This is a genomic window from Aquariibacter albus (assembly GCF_014145335.1).
In the GTDB taxonomy this organism is placed as follows: Bacteria; Pseudomonadota; Gammaproteobacteria; order Burkholderiales; family Burkholderiaceae_C; genus Aquariibacter; species Aquariibacter albus.
In genome coordinates this window covers 213,554-233,015 of record NZ_JACIVI010000005.1, presented here as the reverse complement: position 1 = coordinate 233,015, position 19,462 = coordinate 213,554, and the positions used below count along the sequence as shown (strand labels likewise).

The window sequence follows — 19,462 nt, the reverse complement described above, 5'->3', positions numbered from 1 at the left end:
TCGCTGTTTCCAGCCCCGCAGAATCCGCGCATGAATCCCCTGGCTGCCCTGGACGATCCCATCCTGGCCCTGGCCACCGCGCCCGGGCGCGGTGCCATCGGCATCGTCCGCATCTCCTCGCCGCAGCCGCTGGACGGGCTGATCGAGGTCCTCTTCGGCCAGGTGCTGCAGCCGCGCCATGCGCACTACCTGCCCTTCCGCGACGCGGCGGGGCAGTGCCTCGACCAGGGCCTGGCCCTGCACTTCCCCGCCCCGCACAGCGCCACGGGCGAGCATGTTCTGGAGCTCCAGGCCCACGGCGGTCCGGTGCTGCTGGAGCTGCTGCTGGCGCGCTGCCTGGAGGCCGCGGCAGCCTCCGCCGACGGCCCCGGCGCCCTGCCGCGGCTGCGCCTGGCCGATCCGGGCGAATTCACCCGCCGTGCCTGGCTGAACGGCAAGCTGGACCTGGCCCAGGCCGAGGCCGTGGCCGACCTGATCGACGCCAGCACCGAGGCCGCAGCCCGCAGCGCCAGCCGCGCGCTGGCCGGCGTCTTCTCGCAGGGCATTGCTTCGCTGCGCGATCGCCTGGTCGAGCTGCGCGCCCTGGTCGAGGCCACGCTCGACTTTCCGGACGAGGACATCGACTTCCTCGAACAGGCCCGCGCCCGGCCGCGTCTGGCCGTGCTGGAGGCCGAGCTGGCCGCGCTGCGCGCGCGCGCGCGGCAGGGCGTGCTGCTGCGTGACGGCCTGCGCGTGGTGCTGGCCGGCCAGCCGAACGTCGGCAAGAGCTCGCTGCTGAATGCACTGGCCGGGGCCGAACGGGCCATCGTCACGCCCATTCCCGGCACCACGCGCGACAGCATTTCCGAATCGCTGCAGATCGGCGGCGTGCCGCTGCACATCACCGACACCGCCGGCCTGCGCAGTGACGAGGACACGGCCGACGAGGTCGAGCGCCTGGGCATCGCCCGAAGCTGGACGGCCATCGCCGAAGCCGATGCGGTCGTCTTCCTGCGCGATCTGGGCCGCCGCGGTCAGCCCGACTACGACGCGGCCGACGCGCGCATTGCCGCCGGCCTGGCCGAGGCCGGCGCCCGCACGGTGCTGGAGGTCTGGAACAAGGCCGACCTGCTCGACGCGCTGCCGCCCGAGGGCCCGCTCAGCCTGTCGGCCCGCAGCGGGGCCGGCCTGGAGATCCTGCGCCAGCGCCTGCTGCAGGCGGCCGGCGCCCAGCCGGCCGGGGAGGGCAGTTTCATCGCCCGTGCGCGCCACCTCGATGCGCTGGCCGCCACGGCCGGGCACCTGGCCGCGGCGCGCTCGCTGCTCGACGTGTCCGACGCGCCGCTGGAATTGCTGGCTGAGGAGCTGCGCGCCGCCCACGATGCGCTGGGTGCCATCACCGGCCACACCACGGCCGACGAGCTGCTCGGCGAGATCTTCGGCCGCTTCTGCATCGGCAAGTGAAACTGCCAAGGCTCATGGGATGAGCCTGAGACGCCGGCATCGCTCAAGCTGCCGGATCGCCGGCCCGCTTGAGCCCGGCGTCGCGCCAGGGGTTGCGGCCGCCGCCCAGGCGCTCCCGCGCGTCGAGGGCCGCCCAGTAGAGCGGTGCGCGGCGTGGCAGCAGGCCCAGCCAGGCCAAGGGGGCGTCGGTGCTGGCCGGCCAGAAGGGGTTGCGGCGGTCGTAGGCCCAGACTTCGATGCGCAGGCCGGGCCGCAGGCTGGGCCCGCGCGCATGGAAGCCGAAGGTGTCGGCCACCACCAGGGTGTTCGCGGGCACGGCCAGGGCACGCGGCGGCGGCAGGCCCAGGGCCGGCAGTTCGTCGGCTTCGATGCGCAGCGAGCCGCGCGCGCTCATCCGGCAGGGTTCGCGGGCGGCGGACTCGGCGCGACGACTCTCCCAGGCCAGACGTTCGGGCGTCAGGCGGTGCGAGCCGGGCACATAGGTGAAGGGCCCTTCGTCGGCCGCGACCTCGCCGAGGAAGAACCAGGCCTTCATGGTCGGGTGGAAGGTGTCGGCGTGCAGATGGGTTTGCGGATCGGGGGCCGCCGCGCGCACATGGCTCAGGATGGTCTGCAGATAGAGCCAGGGCTCGCGGTCGTAGGCAGCCACGTGGCGGGTGGCGGCCCGGAACAGCGGGTGCTCGATCAGGCCCTGCAGCGCCGGCACGGCGCGGCGGAAGGCCGGGTCCAGGGCGATGCGGCGGGTCAGGGTGTCGCCCTGCAGCATCTCGCGCGCCGGTGCGGGCCGGGCCAGCAGGGACTCGCGCAGGGCAGCGAAATCGGCCGCAGGCAGCAGGTCGTGGCGGACGAGGTAGCCGTCGCGTGCGAAGGCTTCGCGCTCCGCGGGCGCCAGCGCGGCGGCCAGGCCGGCACGGCGCCGCGCGCTCAGCGCATGCGCCGCCCGCAGCCGGACGCGGTGCAGGCCGAGGCGGTTCAGCCGGGCCGAGCCGAGCAGCGGGTTGTCGGCGAAGGACTTGGCCGAGCTGAGCAGTTCCAGCGCCCACCAGGGGGCAAGCGCGATGCGGCGGGCAAGTTCGGGCAGGGCAGGCATGGTGGGGCGATGCTAAGCCGGGCGGCTGGCCGACAATGCCCCGATGTCCGCCCCCAAGACCCCCCCGCCCGCCGCGCCGGATCTGCGCCCCGAAACCCCGCTCGACGATGCCGAGATCCGCGAGCTGGACGACCTGCTGGCCGCCATCCCGGCGCCGCGCGAGGCGCTGGATGTCGTCATGCTCGACGGCTACCTCTGCGGTGTGCTGGCCCAGCCCGTGCTGCTGCCGCCCGAGGCCTGGCTGCCGCCCATCTTCGACTGGCGCTTCGGTGACCCGGGCGAGGACGGTGCCCCGGCCGATCCGAGCACCCAGGAGCCCCTGGGCCCTGAGGCGCCCGGCTGGCATGCGGCCAAGCACGAGCGCCTGGTCGCGCTGATCCTGCGTCACCACGACGCGCTGGAACGGCAGCTGCGCGAGGACGCCTTCTTCGACCCCCTGGTGATGGAGCCCGAGGGCGAGGATGGCAAGCCGCTGAAGGGCGTTGCCGCCATCGGCCCGGCGCTGGCGCCGTGGGCGGTGGGCTTCGAGCATGCGCTGAACCACTTCCCGATGCTGGAGGAGCTGAGCCACGAGGACCTGCCGGACCTGCTGGACTGCATCCACCGCCACCTGCCGGAGCCCGAGGGCGATCTGCTGGAGGTCGTGAAGGCGCTCAACGCCGAGCATCCCCTGAAGAGCCTGGACGCGGCCATCGAGGACTTGATCGACAACGTGGTGGCCCTTGCCGACATCGCGCGGGGCGAACGCCTGAAGGTCGACACCGTGCGCCGCAGCGAGCCCAAGGTGGGCCGCAACGACCCCTGCCCCTGCGGCAGCGGCCGCAAGTACAAGCAGTGCCACGGCCGCTGAGCCCGGCCGCCGCCGGCTGAGGGGCTGCTGCGCCATGCGCCTGCAGATCCTGTCCGACCTGCACCTGGAGACCGAGAGCTTCACGCCCGTGCCCGCACCGGGCGCGGAGGCCCTGCTGCTGGCCGGCGACATCGACGCCCGCTGGGAGGGCTACCGCCTGTTCGCCGGCTGGCCGGTGCCCATCTACGCCATCGCCGGCAACCACGAGTTCGATCGCCGCGAATGGAACGAGGCCTGGCCCGCCCTGCGCGCGCACCTGCAAGGCCTGGGCATCCGGCTGCTGGAGAAGGAGGCCGTGCTGCTGCAGGGCGCCGACGGCCGCCGTCACCGCCTGCTGGCCTGCACGCGCTGGTGCGACTTCGACCTCTTCGGCCCCTCCCGCCGGGACAAGGCCTTGCGCGCCGCGCGCTACTTCGTCGATGTGATGCGCAGCACGCGCAACGGCCTGCCCTTCGACGCGGCGGCCGTGCGCGAGGAAGCGCTCGACAGCCGCGCCTGGCTGGCGGCCGCCCTGCGCCAGAGGCCGCCCGCCGATCCGGCCGATCCCGGCCACTGGCACAGCACGGTGGTGATGACGCACTTCGGGCCCAGCCTGAAAAGCGCCGACCCGCGCTACGGCGCGCAGCCCGCCACCGCCAGCTTCTGCAATGCCGACGATGGGCTGCTGCCGGCTGCCCAGCTGTGGATCCATGGCCACCTGCACTGCCGGCACGACTACACGGTGGACCATGGCCCCGCCGGCCGCACCCGGGTTGTATGCAGCGCGCGTGGCCACAGCCACAGCGGCGAAGCCGACGGTCACGACCCCCTGGCCTGCGTGCTGCTGTGAGACCACCCGGCCCTGCATCCGGCCCTCGCCCTGCGACGTAGTCCGCCCTTGGGCCGGCGTGCGCCATCCTGCGTCGCCCACCTCCCGCCCTCCCTCCGATTCCGGACGCCCCCATGACGGCCACCGCCCCACCGGACGACTTCGACCACGCCGCTGCCCTGGAGGCCTGCGCCCGTGGTGAGCGTTTCGCGCTGCGTCAGATCTATGAGCGCGAATCGCGCTGGCTGCTCGGCGTGGCGCTGCGCATCGTGCGCGACCGCGACACCGCGCACGACGTGCTGCAGGATGCCTTCCTGCAGATCTGGCAGCGTGCCGGCAGCTACCAACGCACGCTGGGCTCGGCCCGCGGCTGGATCTACACCGTGGTCCGCCACCGTGCGCTGGACGTGCAGCGCCGGGCCGGGCGCGAGGTCAGCGTCGGCGACGCCGTCGAGGGCCTGGCCGATGCGCTGCCCATCCTGCACGACACGCCCCCCGAGCGCCTGCCCGGCGAGCTGCGTGCGCTGGAGCGCTGCCTGGCCCGTCTGGAGGAGCGGCGCCGCGAGTGCATCCTCCGCGCCTTCGTGGAGGGGCACACCCATGAACAGATCGCCCAGCAGCTGGCCACGCCGGTGGGGACGGTCAAAAGCTGGATCCGCCGCGGTCTGGTTTCGCTGAAGGAGTGCCTGTCATGAACCTCACCGATCGGGACGAGCGCACGGCCTCGGCCGGCGAGTACGTGCTCGGCACCCTGTCCGCCGAGGAGCGCCTGGCCTTCGAGGCTGCGCTGACCACGGATGCCGGCCTGCAGGCCGAACGGGCTTACTGGCAGGACCGGCTGCTCCCGCTGGCCCACCAGGTCGGCACGGCGAGTCCGGCGCCGGGCCTGTGGGCACGCATCGAAGCCCGTCTGCCGGCACGGCCCGCGCTGCCGGGGGCCGAGGCCGCCAACGACCCGCGCTGGCGCCGTCTGCGGATCTGGCAGGGCGTGAGCGCGCTGGCCACCGCGGCCGCGCTGCTGATGGGTGTGATGCTGACCGAGCAGCTTGCGCTGGCCGAGCGAGCCAGCGTCGCGCCGCGCTACCTGGCCGTGCTGGAGGCTCCGGACGACAAGCGCAACGGCTGGGTCGTCGAGGCCACCGCCGGAGGGCGCCTGCGCCTGGTGCCGATCGTGCCGCCCGAATCGGTGCCGGAAGGCAAGGCCCTGCAGTTCTGGACCAAGGCGGAGGGCGCGGCCGGACCCACCTCGCTGGGCCTGGTGCGGCCCGGCCAGGTCGTCGAGCTGCCGGTCGAGCGCATGCCCACCCTCGGCGCGCGTCAGCTCTTCGAGCTGACGCTGGAGCCCGAGGCGGGATCCCCGGTCGGCAAGCCGACCGGGCCCATCCTCTACCTGGGCCGCACGGTGCGGCTCTGAGGCCGGTCGACGAGGTCTCAGGCCGGATGCAGCGCCAGATCCAGCGCGAGGCCTGCGAACAGGCTGGCGCCCACCCAATGGTTCGCGCGGAAGGCCGCAAAGCAGCCCTCGCGGCTGCGGCCGCGGATCAGGCGGTGGTGCCAGAGCACTTGAAGTGCCGCGCCCAGCCAGCCCGCGGCATAGGCCGGACCCAGGCCCAGCCGCCAGCCGACGCCGCCCCACAGCGCGAGAAAGAGGCCATAGAAGCCCATGACGGCCGCCACGTCGGCCCGGCCCAGGGTGAGGGCCGAGGTGCGGATGCCGATCTTCAGGTCGTCGTCACGGTCGACCATCGCGTATTCGGTGTCGTAGGCCAGCACCCAGGCCAGGTTGCCGACCCACAGCGCCCAGGCCCAGGCCGGCATCAGCGACCACCAGGGGCCCGCGTCCGGACTGCCGCCATGCACCGCCGCGAACGCCATCGGCATGCCCAGGCTGAAGGCCACGCCCAGCACGGCCTGCGGCATCGCGACGAAGCGCTTGGCGAAGGGGTAGGCCACCGTCACGGCCAGTGCGACGAAGGACCAGGCCACCGCGGCCGGCGTGGTGCTCAGCACCAGCGCAAAGGCCAGCAGGGCCAGGCTGGCGCCGACGGCCAGGGCTTCCCTCACGGACACCCTGCCGCTCGTCACGGGCCGCTGGGCGGTGCGCTTCACATGCCGGTCGAACTCACGGTCGGCGACGTCGTTCACGCAGCATCCGGCGCTGCGCATCAGCACCGTGCCCGCGACGAACACCGCCAGCAGATGCACGCCCGGCCAGCCGCCGGCCGCCAGCCACAAGGCGGCCAGGGTCGGCCACAGCAGCAGCAGCCAGCCGGCCGGGCGGTTCCAGCGGATCAGGTCCAGCCAAAGCGCCAGCCGAGCCTTGAGGCAGTTCGAGGGCGACGAGGAGGTGGTACGGTGAAGGTCCACTACCGCCTCAGTCCTTCTCGACTTGCGGGGGATAGCCTTCGGCGGTGAGGGCGAGGGCCACCGCGGCCGGCGTGGCCTCCGTGATCACCTGTACCAGCCGCTGGCTGAGCTTGACCTGAACTTGTGCCTGCGGGTCCAAAGCGCGCAGGGCGGCAGTGACGGAGCGCACGCAGTGGTCGCAGTTCAGATCGGGGATCAGCAAAGTGTGCTCGGGCATGGTTTGGCACCCAGGATGCAGGGGCTGGATCATCGCCCAGCCTCGGCCATCCGAGGCTGTAGGCGCGCTACTCGATCCGCAGCGTGCGGATCCAGCGGGCGTCCGCAGGGATCGCGTGGCGCTTGTCCGGGCCGTAGGGCGGCCGCGACAGGTCGGCCGGCGGTGCGCCGATCAGGTTGAGGTCCACCGCCTGGGGCACGCCGACCAGGGCCGGGCCGGTGTCCGTGAACACGAAGTACAGCCCGTTCCACAGCTTGGCCCCGAAATCGGTCGGGGTCTTGAAGAAGAACAGCAGACTGTGCTCCAGCCAGGCCAGCTGGCCCGGGCGCACCTGCTCCGGGTGCCGGTAGGGGTAGGGCACGTAGCAACTGATTTCCTTGGGGCCCGGCAGGCACTTGAACTCGCGCATCGAGAGAAAGTGATCGCTCAGCGCCTCGTGCTGCATCTCGACCTTGAAGCGCACCGCGCCGTCGGCCGCCGGGGTGAACACCACCGCGCCCAGCGTCACCGTGGCGCCCTCGGCCGTGACGGCCGACAGGGTCTTGCGCCCGGCCAGCTCCAGGGCCTTCGCGGCCGGAGCCAGGCCCAGGCCGCAGGCCAGCAGGAGAAGGAAGGGGCCAGGATGGGTCCATGAAGGCATCGGGTGCTCCGGTTGGCAAGGCGCACGGGTCAGGCGCCGATCCCAGATGGTCGCAGCCCCCGCCCCCACCTTACGCCTTGCCGGCCTCAGGCGATGCTTGGGCCCGCCTCAGGCGCTGCAAAGCGCGATCAGCGGCGAGCGTTCTTCGTCGTCCAGGGGGAAGAAGCCGCGCATGCCATGCACGTAGTAGGACGCATGCGTCGAGAAGGCCATGCTCCATTCCGAGAACACCCGCTCGGTGACGGGCCGCCGCATCAGCAGTTCGATCTGATCGTGCCGCGGGTCGCGCTGCAGGGCCTGCCACAGGGTCTCGACCCGGTCGCCGGGGCCCTCGATGCACTGGGTGAAGCGCCCGTTCAGATACAGCAGGTGGCCGGTGATCTGCAGCCGTTCATTGCGTCCCTGGGAATGGGTCAGCAGATGGAAGAGGTGCAGCGTACCGAAGTCCCCGGTGGCCCGGGATTCGTAGACAAGGCGCTCAAGCATGGTGCGCATGGTCCACACGGGCCTTGCGACAGCATGACCGTCCGGCTGCTGCAAGCTCGGTCGGCGGCGGTCGATTCCGGTCAGCGAAGGTCGTCTTGCGCTTGCGGGGCGCCGTCGACGAAGGCCCGCAGCTCCCCGGGTCGGAAGGGGGTCCAGGCTTCGTCGCAGGTCAGCGGCTGGGTGGCCACCAGGGCGACGCGGTCCTCGGCCGTCGTCAGCTGCGCGAAGTCCACGGTCAGGTCGGCGTCCTGCAGCCGTGCGGCGCCGAAGGGCGGCTGCCGCACCACCCAGTGCAGCTGGGTGCTGGCATGGGCCCACAGTGCGTCGCCCTGGCTCAGCAGGAAGTTGAAGCTGCCGTGGCGGGCGATCTGCGGGGCCAGCTCGCGCAGGGTCTCGGTCAGTGCTGGCACGGTCGGCAGGCTCGCGTGGGACTTGGCCAGCTCCTGCATCAGCCAGCAGAAGGCCCGCTCGCTGTCGGTCTCGCCGACCGGCCGGAAGGCCGCATGCAGCTTGGGCTGGAAGTCGACCAGGTTGCCGTTGTGCGCGAAGGCCCAGTGGCGCCCCCAGAGCTCGCGCACGAAGGGGTGGGTGTTCTCCACCGCCACCCGGCCCTGGGTGGCCTTGCGGATGTGGGCGAGCACGGCCCGGCTCTTGATCGGGTACTGCCGCACCAGGGCGGCCACCGGCGAGTCCGCCGCGCTGCGCGTGTCGACAAAGCAGCGCAGGCCACGCCCTTCGAAAAAGGCGACGCCGAAGCCGTCCCTGTGCTCCTCGGCACGCGTTGCGAAGCCGGTGAAGCTGAACTGGATGTCGGTCGGCCGGCGGCCGCTCATGCCCAGCAGTTGGCACATGGGGCCCGGCCCTCAGGCGGCCGGCCGGCCGAGTTCCTCGGCCCGTGCGGCAGCAGCCTGCACGGCGCGGACGATGGTTTCGGCCAGGCCGCCGGCCCGCATCACCTCCAGCGCGGCGAAGGTGGTGCCGCCCTTGGAGGTGACGCGCTCGCGCAGCACGGCCGGCGCTTCATCCGACTGCGCGGCCAGCGCGGTCGCGCCGGCCAGGGTCTGCAGGGCCAGGGCGCGGGCTTGCGCGGGGCTGAGGCCGACCGCCTCGCCGCCGGCGATCAGCGCCTCCAGCACCAGGAAGACATAGGCCGGGCCCGAGCCGCTGAGGGCCGTGACCGCATCGAGCTGCGCTTCCTGCGCGACCCACAGCGTCTGCCCGGTGGGTGCGAGCAGGGCGTCGATGGCGGCGCGTTCCGCTGCGCTGACGGCCGGCCGCGCATACAGCCCGGCCATGCCCTGGCCGATCAGCGCCGGCGTGTTCGGCATCGCCCGCACCACGCGCTCGCTGCCGGTGGCGGCGACCAGGGTCTCGCTGCGGATGCCGGCCATCACGCTGAGCTGCAGCGCGCTGGCCACCAGCGCGCGGCAGGGCGCGGCGGCCTCGGCAAAGACCTGGGGCTTGACCGCCCAGACCACGGTTTGCGCTGCCGCCAGCGCCGGGCTGGGTGCGGCCAGGGCCTGCAGGCCGTGCTCCGCGGCCAGGCGCTCGCGCTGGGGCGCATGCGGCTCGACGACGACCAGGGCCTCGGCCGGGTGCCCCTGGCGGCGCAGGCCGCCGATCAGCGCGCTGGCCATGTTGCCGCCGCCGATGAAGGCGATGGTCGGGAAGGAGGAAGAGGACATGGCGCAGCTCGGGCACGGAAGGTCGAAGACAGCGAGTCTAGGCAAGCCGCGCGCCCTGGCCGGCCGGGCGCCGCGCTAGCATGAGCCGCAGCCCGGTTTTCCCTGCCCCTCGGAGCGCGCCCATGGTCGATTTCGCCTTCGTCCCCCCCGCCACGCCCAGCCTGGCGATCGCCGGCAGCGTGCAGCGCTTCCCGATCCGCCGCGTCTTCTGCGTCGGCCGCAACTATGCGGACCATGCCCGCGAGATGGGCAGCGACCCCGACCGCGAGCCGCCCTTCTTCTTCAGCAAGCCGGCCGACGCCGTCGTGCCGGCCGAAGGCAGCCTGCCCTTTCCGCCGCAGACCGCGCAGCTGCATCACGAGGTCGAGCTGGTCGTCGCCCTCGGGGCCGGCGGGGCCGATCTGGACGAGGCCCGCGCCCGCGACTGCGTCTGGGGCCACGCCCTGGGCCTGGACCTGACCCGCCGCGACCTGCAGGAGCAGGCCAAGCGCAGCGGCCGGCCCTGGGACATGGCCAAGGGCTTCGACGCCTCCGCGCCCTGCACGCCGCTGCGGCCGCTGGCCGGGCGGCCGCCTCCGGAGGCGGGCGCGATCTGGCTGGACGTGAACGGCCAGCGGCGCCAGAGCGGCGACCTCGCGCAGATGATCTGGTCGGTGCCGGAGGTGATCGCCCACCTCTCGCGCCTGGTGCGGCTGGCGCCGGGCGACCTGATCTTCACCGGCACGCCGGCCGGCGTCGGCCCCCTGCAGCCGGGCGACCGGGTCGAGGCCGGCATCGAGGGCCTGGCCACGCTCAGCCTGCAGATCGGCCCGCCGGCCTGAGCGGCGGCCGGCGCCCGGGCCGCCCCCTCCCTTGGCTCAGGACGCGGCCCGCTTCGCGTAGACCGTCGGGTCCAGCTCCAGCAGCTCGACGGAAAGCTGCACGCCGCGCCCGGCCAGGCCGGGCTGCGCGGACAAGGTATCGAGCAGGCCCTGCGCCAGCGCCTGCCGGACCGCGGGTGGCCGCCCGGCCAGCAGCTTCAGCGTGACATGCACGAAGGCCTGCGGGCCCTGGCCGTCGCCGACCTGATGCGGGCCCAGCGGCAGCACCCGGCCCTTGATGTCGGGGCCGTCGAAGACGCCGCTGGACAGCAGCTGGCGCTGCAGGGCCTGCAGCAGGGCGCGCGGGTCCAGCGCCTCCGGCGCCAGCGTCGATTCAAGGATCAGGTGGGGCATGGCCGGCAGTGTGCCGCGCCCAGCCGCCGGCCAGCAGGCCCAGGTCGCCGCCGGCGGCGGCGCGGTTGACCGTCAGCACCCGTTCGCTCGCATAGCGCAGCAGGGTGTAGGGCCCGCCGGCCTTGGGCCCGGTGCCGCTCAGGCCTTCGCCGCCGAAGGGCTGCATGCCGACGACGGCGCCGGTCATCGGCCGGTTCACGTAGACGTTGCCGATGCGCAGGCGCTGCGCGAGGTGGGCTGCCCGGCCGTCGATGCGGCTCTGCAGGCCCAGGGTCAGGCCCCAGCCCAGGGCCTGGATCTGGTCGAGCAGGGCGTCCAGGTCGGGCGCCTCGGTGCCCGGGCCCCAGCGCGTCACCGCCAGCAGCGGGCCGAAGATTTCCTCCTGCAGATCGGCCACCCGCCGCAGCGCCCACAGGCCGGGCGCGACGAGCTCCGGCGGGCTGCCCGCGGGCCGCGGCAGGCGCAGCCGGCAGGGGCCCAGGGCATCCAGCCGCGCCGCCTGTTCGGCCAGGCGGGCGGCGGCGCGGGCATCGATCACCGGGCCGACGTCGGTGGCCGGATCCTCGGGTGCGCCCAGGCGCAGGCTGCGCATCGCGTCCTCCAGCTGCGCGAGCAGCGGCTCGGCCGTCTCGGCCTGCAGGCAGAGCAGCCGCAGGGCCGAGCAGCGTTGCCCGGCCGAGCGGAAGCTGCTGTGCAGCACGGCGTCGATCACCTGCTCGGGCAGGGCGGTGGAGTCCACGATCATGGCGTTGACCCCGCCGGTCTCGGCGATCAGCGGGACGATGGGCCCCGGCCTGGCGGCCAGCGTGCGCTGCAGGGCCTTGGCCGTGGCGGTGGAGCCGGTGAAGGCCACGCCGGCGACCCGCGCATCGGCCGCCAGCGCCGCGCCCAGGCGGGGGCCGGGGCCGGGCAGCAGGTGGACGACCGCCGTCGGCAGGCCCTGCGCGCGCAGCACGCGGTGCAGGGTGTCGACCAGGGCCTGGGCGATCCGCGGCGTGGCCTCGGCCGGCTTGGCAGCCACCGTGTTCCCGGCCACCAGCGCGGCCAGCAGCTGGCCGGCGAAGATCGCCAGCGGGAAGTTCCAGGGGCTGATGCATAGCCAGACGCCACGGCCGTGCAGGCGCAGGGTGTTCTGCTCGCCGCTGGGGACCGGCAGGGCCCGGGGGGCGAAGAGCTGGCGCGCGCTGACGGCGTAGTGGCGGGCGAAGTCGATGGTCTCGCGCCACTCGGCCAGGGCGTCGGGCCAGGTCTTGCGGGCCTCGGCCACCAGCAGGGCGCACCAGGGGGCGGGGTCGGCTTCCAGCGCGTCGGCCAGGGCGTCGAGCACCGCGGCGCGGCGCGCCACCGGCACGGCATCCCAGGCGGGCTGGGCGGCGTGCAGCGTGGCCAGCGCGGTGTCGGCTGCGGCCCAGGGGGTGTCGGCCGGGGCGGGGGGCAGGGTGGGGCGGCCGTCGGCCTGTGGCGCATGGGCCTGCTCGAAGCGGGCGAGCAGCGGTGCGAACTCGGCCGCCACGGCCAGGTCCAGCCCGCGCGCGTTGCGGCGAGGCGTGGGGCCGAGGTCCTGCAGCAGCGCCGGCCCGCGGACGGGCGGGGGCTGGGGGTCCTCGGCCGGGGCGATGTCGTCGGGCAGGCGCAGCAGCACGTCCAGCGGCACGGCCGGGTCGCCCAGCTGGTGCACGAAGGCGGCGTTCGCGCCGTTCTCCAGCAGGCGCCGCACCAGGTAGGCCAGCAGCTCGCGGTGGCCGCCCACCGGGGCGTAGACCCGCAGCGGCGGCGCATCCGGCTCGGCCTGGCGCAGACGGTGTAGGGCTTCGCCCATGCCGTGCAGGCGCTGCAGCTCCAGCTCCGCCGGGGCCAGGCCGGCGTCTGCGGCCAGGGCGGCGACGGCGGCCAGGCTCAGCGCGTTGTGGGTGGCGAACTGCGGCCGCAGCCGCGGTGCATGGCCGATCAGCGCCCGGGCCGCGGCCAGGTAGGCCAGGTCGGTGTCGGCCTTGCGCGCCCAGACCGGGAATTCCGCCAGGCCCAGGGCCTGGGCGCGGCCGATCTCGGCATCCCAGTAGGCGCCCTTGACGAGGCGCACGTTCAGCGCCAGCCCGCCCGGCACGGGCGCCCGGCAGGCCAGTTCGGCGAGGGTGTCCACCGTGGCCAGCACGCGGGTCTGGTAGGCCTGCACGGCCAGGCCGAGGCCGTCCCAGCCGGGATGGCGGCGGGCGGCGTGGTCGATCAGGCCTTCGAGCACGCCGAGCTGCCCTTCGAGCCGCTCGCTTTCCTCGGCGTCGATCGTCAGGCCCAGGCCGGCTGTGGCGACCGTGTCCAGCAGCGGCCGCAGGCGGTCGACCAGTTCGCCCACCACCCGCGTGCCCTGCAGGGCCTCGAAGCGCGGATGCAGGGCGCTGAGCTTGACCGACAGGCTGTCGCGCCCGGCTGCGCCGCCCGGCCCCCGGGTCGTGCCCTCGGCCAGGCGCCGGGCGGCGGCCTGGTAGGCCTGGGCGTGGTGCTGGGCGTCGGCCTCGCCGCGCGCGCCCTCGCCGAGCATGTCGAAGCTGAAGCGCAGGGGGGGCGCGCCGGGCGGCTGGCTGCGACGCAGCCGGGCGGCTTCGACCAGGGCCTCGTCCAGCGTGCGGCCGAGCACGAACTGCCGGCCGAGCAGCTGCACGCCGCGCAGGGCGGCGGCCACCACGCCCGCCCCGCCGAGCCGGCGCCAGAGCGGCGCGCCAGCCGGTTCGCCATCGGGCAGCAGGGCCTGCGCCAGCTGCAGGGCCTGGGCGCCCAGACGGGCCAGGGCCGGGGCGGCGTGGCCGGCGGGTGCGGCGAAGTCCGCGTGGCCGAGCTGGTCGGCCGTCAGCGCCAGGGCGGTGGCGGCGTCGGGCACGCGCAGCAGGGCCTCGGCCAGGCGCATCAGGGCCTGGCCCTCGGGTCGGCTGAGCGGGAATTCGCGCAGCAGGGTCTCGACCGCCCAGGGCGCGGGCGGCGCGGCGCGCAGGGTTTCGATCCAGCCGCGGGCGCGGGCGCGCAAGGCTTCGCGGTCGGGCAGCGGGCCCAGCCGGGCCACCAGCGCCTCGCGTGCGGTCGCTGCGTCGCGCTGCGGGTGGGGCAGGCGGTCCGGGGGCAGGGCGGGCATGGGCGGTCCCTCCAGGTCGCAGGCCCGGTCGGCAGGCCGGGCGGATGAGCACATGGATGCGCTGTGGCGCCCCGGCGTTCCAGCAATCGGCGTGCGCGGTGACCTGCGGGGGGCGGGGTGCCGGCGCGAGAGCCGGAGGGGCCCGGGGCGTCCCGCGGGAACCGGTGGCGGCGGCGGGCGCCCGGGCCTCAGCCGGCGGCCTGGGCGCCCGCCCGCGGCGCGCGCGCGCCGAACAGGGCGGTGCCGAGGCGCACCATCGTCGCGCCCTCGAGCACGGCGGCTTCCAGGTCCGCACTCATGCCCATGGACAGGGTGTCCAGCGGCAGGCCCTCGGCACGCAGCTGCTCGAAGAGCGCGCGCAGCCGCGCATGCGGCAGGCGCTGCGCGGCCAGGCCCTCGACCGGCTCGGGGATGCTCATCAGGCCGCGCAGCCGCAGTCGCGGCAGGGCGGCCACGGCATGGGCCAGGGCCGGCAGCGCGGCAGGTTCGACCCCGCTCTTGCTGGCCTCGCCGCTGACATTGACCTGCAGGCAGACGTCGAGCGGCGGCAGGCCGACCGGGCGCTGGGCCGACAGGCGCTCGGCGATCTTCAGCCGGTCGATGCTGTGGACCCAGTCGAAGGTCTCGGCCACGACGCGGGTCTTGTTGCTCTGCAGCGGGCCGATCAGATGCCATTGCAGGCGCTCGCGGTCGGCGATCAGCGCGTCGATCTTGTCGAGCGCCTCCTGCACATAGTTCTCGCCGAAGGCCTGCTGGCCGGCGGCGAGCGCGGCGGCCACGGCCTCGGCGGGCTGGGTCTTGCTGACGGCCAGCAGCGTGACGCTGTCCTCGGGCCGGCCGGCCTGCCGGCAGGCGGCGGCGATGCGCGCCTTCAGTTCTTGTCGCTTGCGGTCGATCACGGTACGGTGCCTGGGAAGAAGGGGTCGACAGGGGTCGGCGCCAAGCAGCCGGGCCCATGGACCATGGACATCACCCAACTGCTGGCCTTCGCGGTCAGGAACAAGGCTTCGGACCTGCACCTGTCGGCGGGGCTGCCGCCGATGATCCGCGTGCACGGGGACGTGCGCCGGATCAGCATGGACGCGCTGGATGCGAAGGCCGTCCATGCGATGGTCTACGACATCATGAACGATGCCCAGCGCAAGGTCTTCGAGGAGCGGCTGGAGATCGACTTCTCCTTCGAGCTGCAGGGCCTGGCGCGCTTCCGCGTGAATGCCTACAACCAGCAGCGCGGCCCGGGCGCGGTGCTGCGCACCATCCCCAGCACGCTGCTGACGCTGGAGCAGCTGGGCGCGCCGCGCATCTTCGGCGAGCTGGCCCTGAAGCCGCGCGGCCTGGTGCTGGTGACCGGCCCGACCGGTTCGGGCAAGAGCACGACGCTGGCGGCCATGGTCAACCACCTGAACGAGCAGGAGCACGGCCACATCCTGACGGTGGAGGACCCGATCGAGTTCGTGCACGAGAGCAAGCAGTGCCTGGTCAACCAGCGCGAGGTGGGCGCGCACACGCAGAGCTTCGCGAACGCACTGCGCTCGGCGCTGCGCGAGGACCCGGATGCCATCCTGGTCGGCGAGATGCGCGACCTGGAGACCATCCGCCTGGCCCTGACCGCGGCCGAGACCGGCCACCTCGTCTTCGGCACCCTGCACACCAGCAGCGCCGCCAAGACGGTGGACCGCATCGTCGATGTCTTCCCGGCGGCGGAGAAGGACATGGTGCGCGCCATGCTGTCGGAATCGCTGGTCGCGGTGATCTCGCAGACCCTGTGCAAGACGCTCGACGGCCAGGGCCGCGTGGCGGCGCACGAGATCATGCTCGGCACGCCGGCGATCCGGAACCTGATCCGCGAGAACAAGATCGCGCAGATGTACAGCGCCATGCAGACCGGCGCCGGCCAGGGCATGGTCACGCTCGACCAGGCCCTGGCCGACCTGGTGCGGCGCAAGCAGATCGGCCTGCCCGAGGCGCGCAGCAAGGCCAAGTCGCCCGAGAGCTTCCCGCTGTGAGCCGCCGCACCGCCTGCCCGAGGGAGTTGCACGATGGAGCGTGATGCCGCCGCCCGCTTCATCGCCGACCTGCTGCGCCTGCTGCTCGCGCGCAAGGGTTCGGACCTGTTCCTGACCGCCGATTTCCCGCCCGCGATGAAGATCGACGGCGTGATGACCAAGGTCTCGGCCCAGCCCCTGAGCGGCCAGCACACCCTGGCCCTGGCCCGCGCCGTGATGAACGACCGCCAGGCCGCCGAGTTCGAGAAGACCAAGGAGTGCAACTTCGCGATTGCGCCCAAGGACATCGGCCGCTTCCGCGCGAATGCCTTCCTGCAGCAGGGCCAGGTGGGCCTGGTGCTGCGCACCATCCCCAGCACGCTGCCGACGCTTGACGGCCTGGGCCTGCCGCCGGTGCTCAAGGACATCACGCTCAGCAAGCGCGGCCTGGTGATCGTGGTCGGCGCGACCGGCTCGGGCAAGAGCACGACGCTGGCCGCCATGGTCGACCATCGCAACACCCACAGCCACGGTCACATCGTGACGGTGGAGGACCCGATCGAGTTCGTGCATCCGCACAAGAACTGCATCGTCACCCAGCGCGAGGTCGGGCTCGACACCGACAGCTGGGAGGCTGCGCTGAAGAACACCCTGCGCCAGGCACCCGACGTGATCCTGATGGGCGAGATCCGCGACCGCGAGACCATGGACCATGCGATCGCCTTCGCCGAGACCGGCCACCTCTGCATGGCCACCCTGCATGCCAACAGCGCCAACCAGGCCCTGGACCGGGTGCTGAACTTCTTCCCCCAGGAGCGCCATGCGCAACTGCTGATGGACCTGTCGCTGAATCTGCGCGCCATGGTCTCGCAGCGCCTGCTGCCGCGGGCCGGCGGGGGCCGCGCCGCGGCGGTGGAGATCCTGCTGAACACGCCCCTCGCGGCCGACCTGATCTTCAAGGGCGAGGTGGCCGCGCTGAAGGAGCTGATGAAGCGTTCGCGCGAGGCCGGCATGCAGACCTTCGACCAGGCCCTGTTCGACCTGCACGAGGCGCAGCAGATCAGCTACGAGGATGCGCTGCGCCATGCCGACTCGCTCAACGACCTGCGGCTGCAGATCAAGCTGCACAGCGGGCAGGCGCGCAATCCCGACCTGGCCGCAGGCACCGAGCATCTGACGATCATGTAAGGTCCGAGGCCCCGCCTCTCGCCTGACGATCGACCATGAGCTTCCCGCCCGCCGCCGCCAAGACCTACGACGCCACCCCCGCCCGCCGGGTCGCCTTCCTCGGCCTGGGCGTGATGGGCCATCCCATGGCCGGCCACCTGGCCCGTGCGGGCCATGCGGTCACGGTCTACAACCGCACCGCGGCCAAGGCCGCCGAATGGGTGGCCGCCTACGGCGGTGCGAGCGCGGCCACGCCGCGCGAGGCGGCGGCTGGCGCCGACATCGTCTTCGCCTGCGTCGGCAACGACGCGGACCTGCGCGAGGTCACGCTCGGCGCGCACGGCGCCTTCCACGGCATGGCGCCGGGCGCGGTCTTCGTCGACCACACCACGGCCTCGGCCGACATCGCCCGCGAGCTGGACGCCGCGGCCACGGCGCGCGGCCTGGGCTTCGTCGATGCGCCGGTCTCGGGTGGCAACCTCGGCGCGCTCAATGGCGCGCTGACGGTGATGTGCGGGGGCGCGCCCGAGGTCTTCGCGCGCATCCAGCCGGTCGCCATGGCCTTCGCCAAGGCCGTCACCCTGCTCGGCCCGGCCGGCTCGGGCCAGCTCGCCAAGATGGTCAACCAGATCGCCATCGCCGGCCTGGTGCAGGGCCTGGCCGAGGCGATTGCCTTCGGCGAGAAGGCCGGCCTGGACATGAAGGCCGTGCTCGGCGTCATCGGCAAGGGCGCGGCGCAGAGCTGGCAGATGGACCAGCGCGGCCCGACCATGGTCGAGGGCCGCTTCGATTTCGGCTTCGCCGTCGACTGGATGCGCAAGGACCTGGGCCTGGTGCTGGACGAGGCCCGCCGCCAGGGCGTGCGCCTGCCGGTCACGGCCCTGGTCGACCAGTTCTACGGCGATGTGCAGGCCCAGGGCGGGGGCCGCTGGGACACCTCCAGCCTGATCCAGCGCCTGCGCTGAAACGCGCAGGGCCCGCCGAGGCGGGCCCTGGGGGGTGGGGGCGGGTGGCCCGCCGCGCTCAGGCTCAGGGCTTGCTCGGCGTGGCGGCGGAACTCGGGGCGGGGGCGCTGATGCGGGCCAGCTCGTCCTCGCTGATCAGGTCGAACACGGTCACGACCTTCTGCACGCCGGTGGTGCCGCGGGCCAGGTCGGTCGCGCGCTTGGCCTCGCGCTCGGTCACGCGGCCCATCAGGTAGACGACGCTGCGTTCGGTCACGACCTTGACGGCGTTCGACAGCAGGTCCTGGGATTCGACGAAGCGGCCCTTGACCTTGGTGGTGATCAGCCCGTCGTTGGAGCGCGCGCCGATCGAGCTGACCGGCCCGATGCCGAGGTCGTTCACCACGCCCTTGACGTTGTCGAGCTGGCCGACCGCACGCTCGACCGCGGCCTTGTCCTCGGCCGTCGGCACCTCGCCCGTGATCAGCACCGTGCGGTTGAAGCTGGTCAGGTTGACGTGGCCGCGCTCGCCCAGGATCTCGCGCAGGCGCTGACCGCCCTTGAGCTCGATGCCCTGGTCCTCCAGCTGCGCGCCGGAGGTGCGGCGGTCGGTGGCGACCAGTGCGGTGCCCACCGCACCGCCGACCATCAGCGGCACGCAGGCCGAGAGGCTGGCCGCCAGGCTGGCCGCGCCGAGGGTGGAGAGGAGGAGCGATCGGAGACGGGGGTTCATGCGGGATCCTGTTCGCCTAGCAGTTGATGGTCGACCGCGTCGCAGAGGCAGTGCAAGGTCAGCAGATGGACCTCCTGGATGCGCGCGGTGCGTTCGTGGGGCACGCAGATGTGGACATCGGTGTCGGCCAGCGCGGTGGCGAGTGCGCCACCCCCGCGGCCGGTCAGCGCGATCACCGTCAGCTCGCGCTCGTGCGCGGCCCGCACGGCGGCCAGCACATTGGCGGAGTTGCCGCTGGTGCTGATCGCGATCAGCACGTCGCCGGGCTGGCCCAGGGCCTGCACCTGCTTCGCGTAGACCTGCTCGTAGGCATAGTCGTTCGCGATCGCGGTGAGGATGGAGCTGTCGGTGGTCAGCGCGATCGCGGCCAGGCCGGGGCGTTCGCGCTCGAAGCGGCCGACGAACTCGGCCGCGAAGTGCTGCGCGTCGGCGGCCGAGCCGCCGTTGCCGCAGACCAGGACCTTGCCGCCGCCCGTCAGGCTGCCCAGCAGGGCCTGGGCCGCGTCGGCGATCGGGCGCGACAGGGCTTCGGCCGCCTGGTATTTCAGGTCGGCACTGTCGAAGAACTGACGCTGGATTCTTTGTTCAAGCATGACGGGATCATACGAGCCGGCCCATGACGCCCCGGTTCCCGCCCGCGCGTCGGGTTCTTGCGGCCTGAGGCTGTAGGCGTGCGCTCACTTGTTCGCATGCCAAGGCCGGCCGGCGCCCC

General features: G+C 73.4%; 21 protein-coding genes. 9 read left to right on the top strand and 12 right to left on the bottom strand.

Annotated features, from left to right (window positions below; genetic code table 11):
• Positions 1 to 30 precede the first annotated feature (30 nt).
• On the top strand, positions 31 to 1,443 hold the full coding sequence (gene mnmE / locus H4F90_RS13455) for a tRNA uridine-5-carboxymethylaminomethyl(34) synthesis GTPase MnmE (protein ID WP_182665440.1): 1,413 nt from the start codon (positions 31 to 33) through the stop codon (positions 1,441 to 1,443).
• 43 nt (positions 1,444 to 1,486) lie between these two features.
• On the opposite strand, the gene H4F90_RS13450 is transcribed toward mnmE, so the two are convergent.
• Positions 1,487 to 2,533, bottom strand: a complete 1,047-nt coding sequence (locus tag H4F90_RS13450; RefSeq protein ID WP_182665438.1) for a phytanoyl-CoA dioxygenase family protein — start codon at positions 2,531 to 2,533, stop codon at positions 1,487 to 1,489.
• Positions 2,534 to 2,576: 43 nt separating this feature from the next.
• Here H4F90_RS13450 and H4F90_RS13445 point away from each other — a divergent pair, with 43 nt between their 5' ends.
• From H4F90_RS13445 to H4F90_RS13430, 4 genes are all read left to right on the top strand, one after another.
• Entirely contained in the window at positions 2,577 to 3,383 is an 807-nt protein-coding gene (locus H4F90_RS13445; protein WP_182665435.1) for a UPF0149 family protein, read from the top strand.
• Positions 3,384 to 3,417: 34 nt separating this feature from the next.
• The gene (locus tag H4F90_RS13440) at positions 3,418 to 4,212 is read left to right on the top strand and encodes a metallophosphoesterase (RefSeq protein WP_182665433.1); all 795 of its coding nucleotides are present in this window, start codon (positions 3,418 to 3,420) and stop codon (positions 4,210 to 4,212) included.
• Positions 4,213 to 4,325: 113 nt separating this feature from the next.
• The gene (locus H4F90_RS13435; RefSeq protein WP_182665431.1) at positions 4,326 to 4,886 is read left to right on the top strand and encodes a sigma-70 family RNA polymerase sigma factor; all 561 of its coding nucleotides are present in this window, start codon (positions 4,326 to 4,328) and stop codon (positions 4,884 to 4,886) included.
• Complete coding sequence (locus H4F90_RS13430; RefSeq protein ID WP_182665429.1) at positions 4,883 to 5,605, top strand: anti-sigma factor; 723 nt, start codon at positions 4,883 to 4,885, stop codon at positions 5,603 to 5,605. The genes H4F90_RS13435 and H4F90_RS13430 overlap by 4 nt, the downstream gene beginning before the upstream one ends.
• A gap of 17 nt (positions 5,606 to 5,622) precedes the next feature.
• Here H4F90_RS13430 and ubiA read toward each other — a convergent pair whose 3' ends face one another.
• From ubiA to proC, 6 genes are all read right to left on the bottom strand, one after another.
• A complete protein-coding gene (gene ubiA, locus H4F90_RS13425) occupies positions 5,623 to 6,558 on the bottom strand; it encodes a 4-hydroxybenzoate octaprenyltransferase (RefSeq protein WP_182665427.1) in 936 nt (311 codons plus the stop codon).
• 7 nt (positions 6,559 to 6,565) lie between these two features.
• Positions 6,566 to 6,808, bottom strand: a complete 243-nt coding sequence (locus H4F90_RS13420; RefSeq protein ID WP_220486169.1) for a heavy-metal-associated domain-containing protein — start codon at positions 6,806 to 6,808, stop codon at positions 6,566 to 6,568.
• A gap of 34 nt (positions 6,809 to 6,842) precedes the next feature.
• The gene (locus tag H4F90_RS13415; RefSeq protein ID WP_182665425.1) at positions 6,843 to 7,415 is read right to left on the bottom strand and encodes a hypothetical protein; all 573 of its coding nucleotides are present in this window, start codon (positions 7,413 to 7,415) and stop codon (positions 6,843 to 6,845) included.
• A gap of 108 nt (positions 7,416 to 7,523) precedes the next feature.
• Entirely contained in the window at positions 7,524 to 7,901 is a 378-nt protein-coding gene (locus H4F90_RS13410; RefSeq protein ID WP_182665423.1) for a BLUF domain-containing protein, read from the bottom strand.
• A gap of 80 nt (positions 7,902 to 7,981) precedes the next feature.
• Positions 7,982 to 8,752 (bottom strand): class II glutamine amidotransferase, encoded by a 771-nt coding sequence (locus tag H4F90_RS13405; protein WP_182665421.1) that lies wholly within the window; start codon positions 8,750 to 8,752, stop codon positions 7,982 to 7,984.
• A 12-nt stretch (positions 8,753 to 8,764) separates the two neighbouring features.
• Entirely contained in the window at positions 8,765 to 9,586 is an 822-nt protein-coding gene (proC, locus tag H4F90_RS13400) for a pyrroline-5-carboxylate reductase (RefSeq protein WP_182665419.1), read from the bottom strand.
• 122 nt (positions 9,587 to 9,708) lie between these two features.
• Here proC and H4F90_RS13395 point away from each other — a divergent pair, with 122 nt between their 5' ends.
• Positions 9,709 to 10,407, top strand: coding sequence for a fumarylacetoacetate hydrolase family protein (locus H4F90_RS13395; protein WP_182665417.1), 699 nt, complete (start codon positions 9,709 to 9,711; stop codon positions 10,405 to 10,407).
• 36 nt (positions 10,408 to 10,443) lie between these two features.
• Here the strand turns inward: H4F90_RS13395 and H4F90_RS13390 are convergent, their stop codons facing one another.
• The 3 genes from H4F90_RS13390 to H4F90_RS13380 form a co-directional block, all read right to left on the bottom strand.
• Positions 10,444 to 10,800 (bottom strand): 5-carboxymethyl-2-hydroxymuconate Delta-isomerase, encoded by a 357-nt coding sequence (locus tag H4F90_RS13390; RefSeq protein ID WP_182665414.1) that lies wholly within the window; start codon positions 10,798 to 10,800, stop codon positions 10,444 to 10,446.
• A complete protein-coding gene (putA, locus tag H4F90_RS13385; protein WP_182665412.1) occupies positions 10,781 to 13,921 on the bottom strand; it encodes a bifunctional proline dehydrogenase/L-glutamate gamma-semialdehyde dehydrogenase PutA in 3,141 nt (1,046 codons plus the stop codon). Before putA ends, H4F90_RS13390 begins: the two co-directional genes overlap by 20 nt.
• Before the next feature lie 188 nt (positions 13,922 to 14,109).
• Positions 14,110 to 14,820 carry a YggS family pyridoxal phosphate-dependent enzyme gene (locus tag H4F90_RS13380; protein ID WP_182665410.1) on the bottom strand — a complete coding sequence of 237 codons (711 nt, stop codon included), beginning with the start codon at positions 14,818 to 14,820 and terminating at the stop codon, positions 14,110 to 14,112.
• Between the two features lie 63 nt (positions 14,821 to 14,883).
• Here H4F90_RS13380 and H4F90_RS13375 point away from each other — a divergent pair, with 63 nt between their 5' ends.
• The 3 genes from H4F90_RS13375 to H4F90_RS13365 are packed head-to-tail and all read left to right on the top strand — an operon-like array spanning position 14,884 to position 18,038.
• Complete coding sequence (locus H4F90_RS13375) at positions 14,884 to 15,927, top strand: type IV pilus twitching motility protein PilT (RefSeq protein ID WP_182665408.1); 1,044 nt, start codon at positions 14,884 to 14,886, stop codon at positions 15,925 to 15,927.
• A gap of 33 nt (positions 15,928 to 15,960) precedes the next feature.
• Complete coding sequence (locus tag H4F90_RS13370; protein ID WP_182665406.1) at positions 15,961 to 17,094, top strand: PilT/PilU family type 4a pilus ATPase; 1,134 nt, start codon at positions 15,961 to 15,963, stop codon at positions 17,092 to 17,094.
• A gap of 35 nt (positions 17,095 to 17,129) precedes the next feature.
• Positions 17,130 to 18,038 (top strand): NAD(P)-dependent oxidoreductase, encoded by a 909-nt coding sequence (locus H4F90_RS13365; protein WP_182665404.1) that lies wholly within the window; start codon positions 17,130 to 17,132, stop codon positions 18,036 to 18,038.
• A 64-nt stretch (positions 18,039 to 18,102) separates the two neighbouring features.
• Here the strand turns inward: H4F90_RS13365 and H4F90_RS13360 are convergent, their stop codons facing one another.
• Both H4F90_RS13360 and H4F90_RS13355 read right to left on the bottom strand, forming a co-directional pair.
• A complete protein-coding gene (locus H4F90_RS13360) occupies positions 18,103 to 18,750 on the bottom strand; it encodes a BON domain-containing protein (RefSeq protein WP_182665402.1) in 648 nt (215 codons plus the stop codon).
• Positions 18,747 to 19,343, bottom strand: coding sequence for a phosphoheptose isomerase (locus tag H4F90_RS13355; protein WP_182665400.1), 597 nt, complete (start codon positions 19,341 to 19,343; stop codon positions 18,747 to 18,749). The genes H4F90_RS13360 and H4F90_RS13355 overlap by 4 nt, the downstream gene beginning before the upstream one ends.
• Between the last annotated feature and the right edge of the window lie 119 nt (positions 19,344 to 19,462).

Excerpts from the sequence above, each read along its gene's own strand:
- mnmE (WP_182665440.1), top strand. The coding sequence starts at position 31 with ATGAATCCCCTGGCTGCCCTGGACGATCCCATCCTGGCCCTGGCCACC.
- H4F90_RS13450 (WP_182665438.1), bottom strand. The coding sequence starts at position 2,533 with ATGCCTGCCCTGCCCGAACTTGCCCGCCGCATCGCGCTTGCCCCCTGG.
- H4F90_RS13445 (WP_182665435.1), top strand. The coding sequence starts at position 2,577 with ATGTCCGCCCCCAAGACCCCCCCGCCCGCCGCGCCGGATCTGCGCCCC.
- H4F90_RS13440 (WP_182665433.1), top strand. The coding sequence starts at position 3,418 with ATGCGCCTGCAGATCCTGTCCGACCTGCACCTGGAGACCGAGAGCTTC.
- H4F90_RS13435 (WP_182665431.1), top strand. The coding sequence starts at position 4,326 with ATGACGGCCACCGCCCCACCGGACGACTTCGACCACGCCGCTGCCCTG.
- H4F90_RS13430 (WP_182665429.1), top strand. The coding sequence starts at position 4,883 with ATGAACCTCACCGATCGGGACGAGCGCACGGCCTCGGCCGGCGAGTAC.
- H4F90_RS13420 (WP_220486169.1), bottom strand. The coding sequence starts at position 6,808 with ATGATCCAGCCCCTGCATCCTGGGTGCCAAACCATGCCCGAGCACACT.
- H4F90_RS13415 (WP_182665425.1), bottom strand. The coding sequence starts at position 7,415 with ATGCCTTCATGGACCCATCCTGGCCCCTTCCTTCTCCTGCTGGCCTGC.
- H4F90_RS13410 (WP_182665423.1), bottom strand. The coding sequence starts at position 7,901 with ATGCTTGAGCGCCTTGTCTACGAATCCCGGGCCACCGGGGACTTCGGT.
- H4F90_RS13405 (WP_182665421.1), bottom strand. The coding sequence starts at position 8,752 with ATGTGCCAACTGCTGGGCATGAGCGGCCGCCGGCCGACCGACATCCAG.
- proC (WP_182665419.1), bottom strand. The coding sequence starts at position 9,586 with ATGTCCTCTTCCTCCTTCCCGACCATCGCCTTCATCGGCGGCGGCAAC.
- H4F90_RS13395 (WP_182665417.1), top strand. The coding sequence starts at position 9,709 with ATGGTCGATTTCGCCTTCGTCCCCCCCGCCACGCCCAGCCTGGCGATC.
- H4F90_RS13390 (WP_182665414.1), bottom strand. The coding sequence starts at position 10,800 with ATGCCCCACCTGATCCTTGAATCGACGCTGGCGCCGGAGGCGCTGGAC.
- putA (WP_182665412.1), bottom strand. The coding sequence starts at position 13,921 with ATGCCCGCCCTGCCCCCGGACCGCCTGCCCCACCCGCAGCGCGACGCA.
- H4F90_RS13375 (WP_182665408.1), top strand. The coding sequence starts at position 14,884 with ATGGACATCACCCAACTGCTGGCCTTCGCGGTCAGGAACAAGGCTTCG.
- H4F90_RS13370 (WP_182665406.1), top strand. The coding sequence starts at position 15,961 with ATGGAGCGTGATGCCGCCGCCCGCTTCATCGCCGACCTGCTGCGCCTG.
- H4F90_RS13365 (WP_182665404.1), top strand. The coding sequence starts at position 17,130 with ATGAGCTTCCCGCCCGCCGCCGCCAAGACCTACGACGCCACCCCCGCC.
- H4F90_RS13360 (WP_182665402.1), bottom strand. The coding sequence starts at position 18,750 with ATGAACCCCCGTCTCCGATCGCTCCTCCTCTCCACCCTCGGCGCGGCC.
- H4F90_RS13355 (WP_182665400.1), bottom strand. The coding sequence starts at position 19,343 with ATGCTTGAACAAAGAATCCAGCGTCAGTTCTTCGACAGTGCCGACCTG.